Source organism: Paraburkholderia sp. SG-MS1 (assembly GCF_012275575.1).
In the GTDB taxonomy this organism is placed as follows: Bacteria; Pseudomonadota; Gammaproteobacteria; order Burkholderiales; family Burkholderiaceae; genus Paraburkholderia.
The window spans coordinates 1-12305 of record NZ_NPIH01000086.1 but is presented as its reverse complement, the minus strand read 5'-3'; the positions used below and the strand labels follow the sequence as shown (position 1 = coordinate 12305).

The window sequence follows — 12305 nt, the reverse complement described above, 5'->3', positions numbered from 1 at the left end:
CCTCGGTGCAGCGCCGTTGCCGTTGCACACGGTGACCGGATTCATCGGCAATGGTGTGACGAACCTCGTCCGGCGTTCGCTGGAGGCGGCGGGCATGAGCGAGCGGTGCGACATCGAAGGGGCGCAGCGGGTATTCGAACGGCACTATGCCGATACGAACGCACAGTTCGGCCGGGTCTTTCCCGGCGTCGCGGCAGGCCTGCGCGCATTGCGCGAAAGCGGCTATCGCTGCGCCTGCGTGACCAACAAGCCGCAGGCGCTGGCGGCAGCGCTGCTGACGCGCACCGGCCTCGCCCGGTATCTGGATGTGCTGGTCGGCGGCGACACGCTGGCCGCCATGAAGCCTTCGCCGGAGCCTTACTGGCACGCCTGCCGGCTGCTCGATAGCGAGCCCGCACATTGCGTCGTGGTCGGTGATTCGCCGGTCGATGTCGCTGCGGCGCGCGCGGCCGCTTTGCCTGTGTTCATCGTCAGCTATGGCTATGCGGGCGAGAGCGGTGCGCATGCATTGCGCTGCGACGCGTTGATCGATTCGTTCGAAGCGCTGCCGGCGATGCTCGCGCAGAGGTGGCTTCCGGCCGATTCGGCGTAACAGGCAGCCATCTGCCGACTCCGCGCATTGCCAGGCGTGCGAATGTGTTCGCGACTAGCCGGCTGACAGCACGCCGCTCGCTCTCGCCGACTTCGTTTGCACCGCGATATCCTTCGCCGTCATGCCGCGATTGTCCTTCAGCGCCGGGTTCGCGCCGCGCGCGAGCAGCAATTGAACGGTCTCCGCGCGATCGTATCCCGCGGCCCACATCAGCGCCGTGAGCTCGTTCTTGTAGAGGCGATTCACGTCGACCCCGGCATCGAGCAAGCGGCTCACCACCTTCGTTTGTCCCTGCCCGGCCGCGTACTCCATCGCGGTCTTGCCGACGCGATCGGTCGTGAACATGTCCGCGCCATGCGCGAGCAGCAGCGCGACGATTTCGTCGAAACCGCCAAACGCCGCGGCCATCAAGGGCGTGACGCCGGGCGCGCTGGCGTGCCCGACGTTCGCGCCGTGCTCGATCAACGTGCGCGCCATGGTCGCATCGCCCTGCTTGCAAGCGGTGATCAACGCCGTATCGCCGATGCGGTTCATCGCATCCACGGCAGCGCCGCGCTGAAGCGCCGCGAGAAGCGACTGCTGGTCGTCGTCCCTCGCGGCGGCGAGCAGTTGCCGGTTGGTTTCGCCATCGCCTTGTGCTCTCGCGGGCGGACACGCGCCGAACGCGACGGCAAGCAGCATTGCGGTCGCGGTGAAGCGGGTGAGCGTCTTTTTCATGGTGTCGGTTTCGTGCTACTGGAGGTTGTTCACATACGCGGCCAGATTGCGGATGTCCTCGTCGCTCAGATTGCGCGACACGCTGGCCATGTTGCCCGCATCGTTGGTTCGCGTGTGCGAGCGGAAATCCTGCAATTGCTTGACGATGTACGGATACAGCTGACCGGACACGCGCGGAATCTCGTTCTGTCCGGCAAAGCCACCGAGATGACACATCGTGCACAACACTTCCGCGGACTTCTTGCGGCCCGCTTCGATGCTGGCGCTATCCGATTTGAACGGCACGGGCACGAGCTTTTGCGCGGCGAAGTAGTCGGCGAGGTCCTGCATGTCCTCGCGCGACAGACTGGCCGCCATCGGTGACATGCGCGGGTCGCTGCGCCGCCCTTCCTTGAAGTCCCGCAGTTGCAGATAGATATAGCGCGCGGTTTGCCCAGCGAGAATCGGATAGTCCGGCGTGCTCGAGTTGCCCATCGGCCCATGACAGGCCACGCACACCTGCGCTTTCGCCCTACCCGCTTCGGCATCGGCGCGTGCGTTCAGCGGCAGCCATGCGGCGGCGAACCAGCCGCATAGCAATGCCGCCCACGCAGGGCGGGTCGAGCGAGCGCCTGAACGCAGCGTCGGCCCTGTCATGGCAGCGCGAAGACGAGCACGGTGTTGCCGCGCTTGAAATCGAGCTGCGTATTGCCGCCCGCCGCGACCGCGACGTACTGCTTACCGTGCACCGAGTACGACACGGCGGGTGCATTGACGCCGGCGCCGCACTGGTACTCCCAGAGCTTCTTGCCGGTGGCGGAGTCGAACGCGCGGAACAGCCCGTTGCCTTCGCCGTTGAAGACGAGGCCGCCGGCCGTCGCGAGCACGCCGCCGATCAGCGGCTGTTCGGTCTTGTAGTCCCACGCGACCTTGCCCGTGTCGACGTTCACCGCGGACAGCTTGCCCCATTGCTGCTCGTTCGCAATCACCTTGAACGCGCCGCCGAGCCACAGCTTGCTGCCGCCCGGATAAGCCGCCTCCTCGACCTGATACGTCATCGGCTGATGCAGATTGGCCGCATAGACGAGCCGCGTTTTCGGATCGAAGGCCATCGGCGACCACTCGACCCCGCCGTTCGCCCCCGGCAGCATGCGCGCGCCGGCTGCCGTGGGCAGCGTCCACATGTTTTCTTGCGGAATCATCGCTTGCGAATAGCGGATCAGACGTCCGGTGGCGCGGTCGTGAACGTACACGTGACCGGTCTTGCCGCCATGCACGACACCCGGAATCATCTTGCCGTCGTTGTCGCGCACGTCGATCAGGATCGGCGGGCTGACCGCGTCGAGGTCCCACACGTCGTGCGGCACGTACTGGTAGTGCCATTTGTATTTGCCGGTGTCGAGATCGATCGCGACGAGCGAGTCCGTATAGAGATTGTCGCCCGGCCGGACCGCGCCATACAGGTCCGGCGACGGATTGCCCACGACGAAGAACACCGTCTTCGTTTGCCGGTCGATGGCGGGCGTCATCCACACGCCGCCGCCGAGCGTCTTGTAGAAGTCGCCACCCTTTGCGGCGAGCTGCTTCTTTTCCGCGTCGATGTCGCGCTTCTCGTCGCGGCCGGTCGCGTCTTTGGTGGCCCACACGCCTTCCTGGCCGGTTTCCGGAATCGTGTAGAAGGTCCACAGCAACTGGCCGGAATTCGCATCGAACGCCTTGACGAAGCCGCGAATGCCGTACTCGCCGCCGTTCGTGCCGATCAGCACCTTGCCGTCGACGACCGCGGGCGCCATCGTTTCCGAATAACCTTGGTCGGGATCGGCGATCTCGGTTTGCCACAGCACCTTGCCGGTCTTCGCGTCGAGCGCGACGAGTTTCGCGTCGAGCGTGCCCATGAAAAGCCGGTCGCCCGAAATCGCCACGCCGCGATTGTTAGGCCCGCAGCAGAACGTCGTGACCGGCCCCATCTTGTGCTTGTAATGCCAGAACTCCTTGCCCGTCGCCGCATCGACCGCGTACACGTGATTGAACGACGTGGTGATGAACATCACGCCATTCGAGACGATCGGCGCCGTTTCCATCGACTCGTTGACGGCGGTCTGGAAGATGAACGCGGGTCTGAGCTTCGCTACGTTGGTCCGGTTGATTTGCGCGCCCTGGTAGTAACGCGTCTGCGCGTAGGAACCGTTCGAATGGAGCCAGTCGGCCGTCGCGGTGGCCGCGCGATCGAGCTGTTCCTGACTGACGGGCTGAAGCGTCGAGGGCACCGGCGAGGCGGTGGTGGTCGACGTGTTCTGGACTTCGTCGGCGGCGTGAGCGGCAGGCAAGCCGAGTGCGATGGCGAGCAGGGGCAGACCGACGACACCCCGGGTGAGTGCGAATGGCATGAGCGTCTCCTTGGATTGTTATCGTTCGAGCTTCCCAACGACGGAGTGCGGCATTCATCCACCGGCGCATAGCGTGGAAAAGCAGGATGGCGCAGCCCTCTCAAACAACAAAAGCGTACGATTTCGAACCGTTGATTGCTTTGTGCGGACAGGTCGGCTGCGCAGAGGGAAAACGAGGCGAAGTGCTCGTCCCCTAAAAGGCCGGCTCGCTTAAGCGTAGGCTATGCGCTGCGCTTTTTCTAGAACGTCGATGCGCTTTTATCAAGGGTCGCTGGATACGTATGATGATTTTGTGGGGCGGCCGGCTTGCTGCTTGAGGTCGCAGAACGCTCGCGCCGCCGACGATGGCGCTCGAAGGACCGCGCGCAGAATTGGACCCACCGATAGGTCGGCGCTTCGCCCGCATCCTATCCCCGATGCAGCAGTAGACTGACATCTGCCTGTCAGGGAGAGTGACATGAAACTCGTCGACTGGAACATTCAGTGGGGTCTCGGCGTGGACGGCCGTGTCGACCTGGGCCGGATCGTGCGGGAAGCGCGCGCCTTGTGCGACTTCGATGTCCTGTGCTTGCAGGAAGTCACGCGCGGATTCAATGCTGAGCCGCAGGCCGGCGGATTGAAGGGCCATCCATCGCCCGATCAATTCGCCGAACTGGCGACATGGCTGCCCGAGATGACGGTGATCGACGCGGTCGGCTCCGATCTGCCATCGCTGCGCGATGGCCGGGCGCCTCGTCGGCAGTTCGGCAACGCCATTGCGACCCGCCTGCCGGTACGTCAAGTGCTTCGGCATTCGCTGCCCTGGCCCGCCGATCCGGCCAAACCGTCGATGTTGCGCGTCGCGCTCGAAGCGGTGCTCGATACCGATGTCGGCCCGCTACGCGTCATCAGCACGCACCTGGAGTTCTATTCGGAAAAGCAGCGGCTCGCGCAAGTCGACAGACTGCGTGAGTTGCATCGCGAAGCATGCGATCACGCGCGTCATCCCGCGAAAGCGGAAAAGCCGGACAGCCCGTTCGCCGACACTGCTCGCCCGATGAGCGCCATTCTGTGCGGCGACTTCAACAGCGCGTTCGAAGAAGCGGCGTATTGCCGGATGCTCGAACCGGTCGCCGATGCGCCGGCCTTTGCCGACGCCTGGTCGTGCGCGCACCCGGGAGAGCCGCGCGCCGCGACGGTCGGCCTCTACGATCACGAGCAATGGCCCGACGGACCCTTTGCGTGCGATTTCATTTTTGTCACGGACGACCTCGCGCCGCGAGTCACGGCATGCGGCGTAAATCAGCACAGCCGCGCGTCGGATCATCAACCCATGTGGCTTACGTTGCGCTGAGACGAAGCGGCGTTGTTCATCACGCGGATTGAACCGGGCACGCAACGGCGCTCAGCCGATGCCGGCATTCGTCAACGCGATCACCCCCACCAGAATCAGGCTCGACGCCCATATCGCATCCAGATTGAACCAGCTGCGCGACACGAACTTGAGCCCCAGATAGCGATAGACGAGCCAGGCCAGCAACCCGCCCGCCGCGATCATCGCCGCACCGTGCACGGCGGAGACCCACAGCGTCATGCGAAGGCTGTCGGCGATCAACGCCTGGGCGGCCCGGTGCCCGTGATCCATGCCGTAAGCGCGGCACAGTCCGAGATAGATGGGCACGAGCATCAACCCCGCGCCGTGCGCCATCGCAATCGCGAACGACCAGAGCGCGAGTCTCGACGGTGGAATCCGCGCGAGCATGCGCGGGTGGCGTCGGCGGATCAGAAGACAGGCGCCGAAGGCGATCACGAGCACGCTTGCGCCGACCTGTATCGCACGCTGCCATTCGAGCAGCACCGCCAGCATCGCGAACGGCAGCATCACCACGAACATCGCGAGCACGTGCCCGGCGGCGAGATAGAACAGCGCGGCAAACAGCGCCCGCGTGCGCCGCTGGATCAATCCGTTCGACACGGCGAGCGGCCAGCCCATCGCCGGGTTGAGCCCGTGATAGAGACCGCTCGCAAGGATGGCTAACCAAAGGCCGAGACGCGGCCAACCTTCCGCGGTCAAACGCGCACCGACGGGTAACAGAACGAATCGGTCGAGCAGTCTCCCCCCTCGAGCCGGATCTGGTGAGCCCGGTAGCCATCGGGAAAGCTCACCCAGTAATCCTCGGCCAGGGCGAGGCCGCCGCCCGGTTCCGCCCGCGCCATCACCTGCGCCGCGGGCACGCCGTTCGGGTAGAACTGGTCGTCCCAGGTGGAATAGAGCGAGTTGGTCCAGTACACCCGCTTGCCGTCGCGGCTGATCTCGACCATCTGCGGGCCGCCGGCGAACGTTTCACCGTTCGGATGCGGCGCGCGCCGCACGATCCCGCCGAGCTGCACCGTGCCCGCCAGTTTCGGCTTGCGCGGCTCCGTCACGTCGTATTGACGCATCTCGCCGGTGCCCCAGCAGGCGACGTAGAGAAATTTATCGTCGAGCGAGAGATCGATGTCCGTGACGAGCGGCGGCACCGCGCCGAAGCCCTGCAACAGCGGCGGCAACAGTTCGGCGGCCGCCGGTTCGGGCGGGATGGTCGCTGTCTTCTCGATGTGGAACTGTCCGTCCTCACGCCACCATGTCCAGATCGACCCTTCGAGGTTCGTCGTATCCACCACCACGCCGATGAACCCGTACTCGCGGCTCGGATCGTGCGCGGGCCGCACTTCGAGCGCCATCTGGTGATTCGCGCCGAGGTCGATGGTCTGCACGTTGCGTCTTGCCCGCAAATCCCAGAAGTGGATGTGATGTCCGTACCTGTTGGCCAGCAGGTCCTCGGGTACGATCCCGTTCTCGAACTGCGGCGGCAATGCCCACTCGCTCGACACCATGTAATCGCGCGGCAGGTTCCACCAGAAATCGTAGTGCTTCTCCTGCATGCCGCGGTCGATCTCCCAGCGGCCGAGCACGTCGAAGGTCTCGCAGTCCATGATGAAAATACCGGGCGGCCCATCGGTGCCGTCTTTGCCGCCGCCGCCCAGCGTGCTGATGTAAATGCCTTCGGGCCCGCAGTGAACCGTATGCGGACGCGAATAGCCGGTCTTGCGGAAAATCTCCTCGGGTTCGATGATCTTGTGAATGCGCGCCTGAGTCGGATCGGGTTGGGTGTCGACAATATAGATGCGCGACGAACGCATGCCTGGAATGATCAGGTAGCGCCGTTCGAGGAACGCGTGGCCGGTCAGCGGCGACAGCGCCGATGAGCACGCGTTCCAGCCGAAATGATGGAACTCGTCGCCCTTGTTCGGCATCGTCACCGTGTGAACGACCTTGCTATAGGTCGGCGAGCCGGGTTTCACGTCGATCACGGCAAGCGCATCGGGCTGCGAGAAATCTGGGCTGAGCAGCAGCGTGTACGCGTATTCTTCCGGCGGCGCATCCATCGCGAGTTTCGGCGATGCGTGGAACGTGGAATCTGGGCGCATACCCATGGCGGGGGTCTCCTGTTATCTGGTTCCATTCGCAAGCGTGCGGCTATTCATCGATCTGTACGTCGCGGCCCCTGGTGGCGAACGGCGCGGGTCGGCGAAATGCGCGGTTGGACTGCGCGCATCACGGACCATGTTCAGCCGACGGGCTTCACGAGCGTCCGGAGGGCGCGGATATCGAAAAGAGTCGATGCGACATCTGCGGCGGCGAAGTCGTCGCGCCCATAGCGGCGCTCAGTCTAAATTTGTAGTTCACGGTCGCGGTGAGATCAACTGAAAGTTTCGTAACTTCGGCGCGGGCTGGCTGGCGTATCCGAACTGGCAGGCAAAGGCCCACCACGAGTCGCGACTACCGCCTTGTGCACCACCTCACGAAATGCCCGAGGCATGATCCCATATGGCCATGACTTCCGCTCACAGACGATCCTGGCGATGCCAACGTGCCCCTGACCGGGCTCCGACGGGCGCGTTGGTCACTACCCGGAATCAAGCGTTAACGCGGATGCCGACCGGCAGCGAAAATCCGCCAACCTACCTGCGCCGGTCATGTTAAATATGCTTCATGAATTGTGTTCGCTGGCGTACATTGCCCACGCCTGCCAACGCCTAACGTCGTTCTGATCTCACCTCCGACGTAACGAGATCCTGTTCGTCTTGAATCGGTGCCAGACGCGCGAGGTCTATCATGGCGAAACGTATTCGAATCGACAAAAGCGTCGCTTTGAAGTCTTTTCATGGTGTGATTCCCATGGAAACGATCGCCGGGATCAACGAGATCATCGATCGTTCGTTCGACAACGTACCACTGCGTTCGCACTCGGGCGCCGTCGTGGCGGAGCTCATACGTCGGGGCGAGGAGTTCCAGGAACCCGAGCAGACCCTCTGCGTGAATGCGCGGGCGATGACGGCTATCTGTCAGGTGACGCGCAAACTTGAGCGGGCACCGTCGTCATGGTTCGACGACGATTCAAGCGATAGATAGCGCTTTGCCGCATCGCGCGCAAGCCGCGAGGGCTCGCCGCCCAGTTCGGCCAGGGCCGATCCCGGCCCGCATTCTTCCAATCGAATGGCTTTACCCCGGACCTTCGCGCGACCGGATAATGTCCGCGACAATGGGGTTCGAAAAACCTCACGTTTTGATCTTATCCGGAATACACTGAATCAGGCTTTCCTCTTTCCTCCCCCGCCAGTCTTTGCTGACAGATGCTTTTGTCGTGCTCCGCGAGCCGGGACAAGCCGTGTCGGTTCGTGCCCAAATACCATTGAACGGGACGACTCATCATGGCTGATACGCGTTACATGGCACGGAAATCCGTCGCCGATATCGTGAATAGCGCCGAAGCGCACGGTAGCCACTCATTATCGAAAACGCTCGGCGCGGCCAGCATCACCGCGATGGGCATCGGCGCGATCATCGGCGCCGGCATCTTCGTGCTGACCGGCACGGCCGCGGCGCAATTCGCGGGCCCCAGCATCGTACTGTCGTTCGTGCTCGGTGGCATTGCGTGCGCGTTCGTCGGCCTGTGCTATTCGGAACTGGCGGCGATGCTGCCGGTATGCGGCAGCAGTTATACGTACACCTACGCGACGCTCGGCGAAATCTTCGCGTGGATCATCGGCTGGGACCTGATCCTCGAATACGCGATGGGCGCGGCGACCGTCGCGGTCGGCTGGTCGGGCTACATCGTGAGCCTGCTGCATAACGTGGGGATCCGTATCCCGCCCACGCTGGCCGCCGCGCCGGGCACCGTGATCAAGCTCGCCGACGGCAGCACGGCGACCGGCGTCGTCAATCTGCCGGCCATCGTGATCATCGCGATTCTCACGACCATGCTGGTGCTCGGCACGAAAGAATCGGCGCGACTGAACAACATCATGGTGGCGGTCAAGCTCATCGTGGTGGTCGCCTTCATCGCGCTCGGCGTGTTTTTCATCAAACCGGAGAACTGGCATCCGTTCGTCCCGGCGAACACCGGCGAATTCGGCCACTTCGGAATGAGCGGGATTCTGCGCGGCTCGGCGGTGGTGTTCTTCGCGTTCATCGGTTTCGATGCGGTGTCCACTGCCGCGCAGGAAGCGAAGAAGCCACAGCGGGATATGCCGATCGGCATTCTCGGCTCGCTGATCGTCTGCACGGTGCTTTACATCCTCGTCGCGGGCGTGCTGCCCGGGCTCGTGCCTTACGCGGATCTGAACGTCCCCGATCCGATCGCCAAGGGCGTCGACGCGATCGGTCTGACCTGGTTCTCGATCCTGATCAAGATCGGCGCATTGACGGGGCTCACCACCGTGATCCTCGTGCTGCTGTACGGGCAGAGCCGTATCTTCTTCACGATGTCGCAGGACGGCTTGCTGCCACCGCTGTTCGCGCGGGTGCATCCGCGTCTGCAGACGCCTCATCTGAGCCAGATCCTGATCGGCACGATCGTCGCAATCGTGGCGGCGCTGACGCCGATCGGCGTGCTCGGGGAGATGGTCAGCATCGGCACGCTGTTCGCGTTCATCCTCGTGTGCGGTGCGGTCATCTATCTGCGCCGCAGCGATTCCAACGCGCTGCGGCCGTTCCGGGTACCGGGCGTGCCGGTCGTGCCGGTCCTGGGCATCCTGTTCTGCCTGTTGCTGATGGTCGGGCTGCCGCTCGTGACATGGGGGCGACTCGTCGTGTGGCTGGTGATCGGCATGGCGATCTATCTCACGTACGGCCGGAATCATTCGAAGCTGCGCTTTCCGGAGCGTCATTGAGCGGCGGAGTCCGAAGATCCTCCTGGTCCGCACTCGCGACGGGCGGCTTGCTGCCGCGCGTTGCAATGCATGCGCGGCGCGCGTGGCTTCCGGTCTGACCGCTTTCTACTACTTCGCGTCAACCGTCGGGCGCCAAAGCCGGCGCCAGTATCCGCTCGGGCAATTCGCCAATGCCCTTCAGACGCTCGGCCATGAACTCCCGAGCACGCGCGCCTGGGTCGAGAAGCGCCGGTTCGGCAGACAAGCCATGTCAATCTGCCGGCCGGTCGCCGCGCCAGTTGCCGTCAGTACGTCGCGAGACGGCGCGCCGGTTCCTGGTCTGCGTCATGTCCATCACCTTCTGCAGTCTTGCTCGTGAATTGCCTATGCCTTCGAACGTTTTTCTGCGCCGCCGGGTCCGTCTGCTTGCCACGCTGCCCCTGCTCGCATGGGGACTGGAAAGCTGCGCCGTGCCGAACGCCGGCGTCGACGTCGACGCGCACACGGGAGCGTATCAGGTCGAGATCCGCCGCACCGCGCTGGGCATTCCGCATGTGAAGGCCGCAGACTGGGGCAGCCTCGGCTATGGCTACGGCTACGTGCAGGCGCAGGACAATCTGTGCACGATGGCCGACGCCTTCGTCACCTATCGCGGCGAACGCTCGCGCTACTTCGGCGCGAGCGCGCGCCCCACTGCCGAAGCGACCTTCGGCCAGCCCGACAATCTCGACGCCGATTTCTTCTTCCGTTTCATCGCCGACGATGCTGCCGTCGCGCGCTATCGACACAGTCAGACCGCCGACATGCATGCGCTGATTGACGGCTTCGTGGCGGGCTACAACCGCTATGTCGGCGAGCTTGCGCGAGGCGGGTCGCCCGCCGCGCATGCGGCTTGCCGGGTGGCGCCGTGGGCGGGCGAGATCAGCAGCGCGGATGTCTACCGGCGTCTTTACGCGGCGAATCTGGCGGGCAGCGCGGCACGCTTTGCCAGCGCGATCGCGACGGCGAAGCCGCCGGTTGCGGACCTTGCACAACCGGCGGCTTTGCGGGAGCGGCAGCAGGAAGACGTGAGCACAACGGACCAAACCGGACGTGCCGCCACCGCACCGCTCGCCCAGTTCGGCGGCCGTTCTGGAATCGGCAGCAACGCACTGGCATTCGGCGCCGACGCGACGCATGACGGCAGCGCGCTGCTACTCGGCAATCCGCACTGGTTCTGGAGCGGCCCGGACCGCTTCTACCAGGCGCAACTGACGATCCCCGGCAAGCTCAATGTGAGCGGCGTGTCCTTTCTCGGCGTCCCGCTGATCGTGATCGGCTTCAACGAAAACGTCGCGTGGACGCATACGGTCTCCACCGCGAAGCGCTTCGGCCTCTTCAAGCTGACGCTCGCGCCGGACTCGCCGACGCGCTATCTGGTAGACGGCAGGAGCGAAGCGATGACGCCGACGCAAGTGAAGGTCGACGTGCGCGCGGACGACGGTTCGATCCATAGCGTGTCGCGCACGCTGTATCGCTCGCGTTTCGGCCCGCTCGTCAATCTCGGCGCGATGTCGCCCGCGCTCGCGTGGAATCGGCAGCAGGCTTTCGCGCTGCGCGACATCAACGCCGACAACTTCCGCGTGTTCGAAAACTTCCTCGAATGGAATCAGGCGAGTTCGCTCGACGATTTCATCCGCATCCAGAAGAAGAACGCGGCGATGCCGTGGGTGAATACGCTGGCGATCGGCCGGGGCGATCCGCGCGTGTGGTACGCGGACATCGGCGCGGTGCCGGACGTGCCTGACGAACTCGCGCAGCGTTGCACGCCGCCGGTCGGCCGCGCACTCGCGCAGTCGATGCCGGGCGTGCCATTTCTCGACGGTTCGCGCAGCGATTGCGACTGGCGCAATCAGGCCGGCTCGGTGCAGCCGCGCGCACTGCCGGTTGCGCAGATGCCGAGCCTCTTGCGGCGCGATTACGTCGGCAATTTCAATGGCAGCTACTGGCTCAGCAATCCGGCCGAGCCGTTGAGCGGCTACGCGCAGATCATCGGCGCGACGCATACGCCGCAATCGCTGCGCACGCGCCTCGGTCACAGCATCGCGACGCAGCTGCAAAGCGACCCGGCGGGCGTGTCCGTCGATGCGCTCGGCCGCGCCGCGCTCGACAGCCGCGCGATGTCGGCGCTGCTGTTCAAGCGGCCGGTGCTCGATCGCTTGTGCGGCGGCGCAGCGGTCGGTGCAAATGACGCAGCGAATGACGCAAATGAAAACAACGACCTGCGTCAAGCCTGCAAAGTACTCGCCACCTGGGATGACACCGCTGCCGCCAATGCCGCCGGCGCGACGTTGTGGGACGAACTGTGGCGTCGCCTTCTGACGATCCCGCCGCCGCAGTTGTACGCGGTGCAGTTCGACCCCGCCCAACCGCTGACGACACCGGCGGGCATCGCCGCGGACCCGGCGAAACTCGCC

General features: G+C 64.4%; 11 protein-coding genes. 5 read left to right on the top strand and 6 right to left on the bottom strand.

All coding sequences use genetic code 11. The annotated features are described in order from the left end of the window. A partial coding sequence (gene gph, locus CIC12_RS05870) for a phosphoglycolate phosphatase (protein WP_168663052.1) occupies positions 1-592 on the top strand: 592 nt, incomplete at its 5' end. Between the two features lie 54 nt (positions 593-646). On the opposite strand, the gene CIC12_RS05865 is transcribed toward gph, so the two are convergent. From CIC12_RS05865 to CIC12_RS05855, 3 genes are read right to left on the bottom strand one after another with little or no spacing between them, the layout of a single operon-like run. Continuing rightward, positions 647-1309 carry an ankyrin repeat domain-containing protein gene (locus CIC12_RS05865; protein ID WP_168663050.1) on the bottom strand — a complete coding sequence of 221 codons (663 nt, stop codon included), beginning with the start codon at positions 1307-1309 and terminating at the stop codon, positions 647-649. Between the two features lie 15 nt (positions 1310-1324). Continuing rightward, entirely contained in the window at positions 1325-1945 is a 621-nt protein-coding gene (locus CIC12_RS05860; RefSeq protein ID WP_168663048.1) for a c-type cytochrome, read from the bottom strand. Then, the gene (locus CIC12_RS05855) at positions 1942-3675 is read right to left on the bottom strand and encodes a pyrroloquinoline quinone-dependent dehydrogenase (RefSeq protein ID WP_168663046.1); all 1734 of its coding nucleotides are present in this window, start codon (positions 3673-3675) and stop codon (positions 1942-1944) included. The genes CIC12_RS05860 and CIC12_RS05855 overlap by 4 nt, the downstream gene beginning before the upstream one ends. 457 nt (positions 3676-4132) lie before the next feature. Here CIC12_RS05855 and CIC12_RS05850 point away from each other — a divergent pair, with 457 nt between their 5' ends. Continuing rightward, complete coding sequence (locus tag CIC12_RS05850; protein ID WP_168663044.1) at positions 4133-5008, top strand: endonuclease/exonuclease/phosphatase family protein; 876 nt, start codon at positions 4133-4135, stop codon at positions 5006-5008. Positions 5009-5059: 51 nt separating this feature from the next. Here the strand turns inward: CIC12_RS05850 and CIC12_RS05845 are convergent, their stop codons facing one another. Beyond that, a complete protein-coding gene (locus CIC12_RS05845) occupies positions 5060-5728 on the bottom strand; it encodes a hypothetical protein (protein ID WP_168663042.1) in 669 nt (222 codons plus the stop codon). Beyond that, on the bottom strand, positions 5725-7131 hold the full coding sequence (locus CIC12_RS05840; protein ID WP_168663040.1) for a selenium-binding protein SBP56-related protein: 1407 nt from the start codon (positions 7129-7131) through the stop codon (positions 5725-5727). Before CIC12_RS05840 ends, CIC12_RS05845 begins: the two co-directional genes overlap by 4 nt. Positions 7132-7813: 682 nt before the next feature. On the opposite strand from CIC12_RS05840, the gene CIC12_RS05835 reads away from it, so the two are divergent. Further along, complete coding sequence (locus tag CIC12_RS05835) at positions 7814-8110, top strand: hypothetical protein (protein ID WP_168663038.1); 297 nt, start codon at positions 7814-7816, stop codon at positions 8108-8110. Positions 8111-8409: 299 nt separating this feature from the next. Further along, a complete protein-coding gene (locus CIC12_RS05830) occupies positions 8410-9870 on the top strand; it encodes an amino acid permease (protein ID WP_168663036.1) in 1461 nt (486 codons plus the stop codon). A gap of 118 nt (positions 9871-9988) precedes the next feature. On the opposite strand, the gene CIC12_RS33590 is transcribed toward CIC12_RS05830, so the two are convergent. Next, positions 9989-10114, bottom strand: a complete 126-nt coding sequence (locus CIC12_RS33590; protein WP_274597542.1) for a hypothetical protein — start codon at positions 10112-10114, stop codon at positions 9989-9991. A 121-nt stretch (positions 10115-10235) separates the two neighbouring features. On the opposite strand from CIC12_RS33590, the gene CIC12_RS05825 reads away from it, so the two are divergent. Then, a partial coding sequence (locus tag CIC12_RS05825) for a penicillin acylase family protein (RefSeq protein ID WP_168663034.1) occupies positions 10236-12305 on the top strand: 2070 nt, incomplete at its 3' end.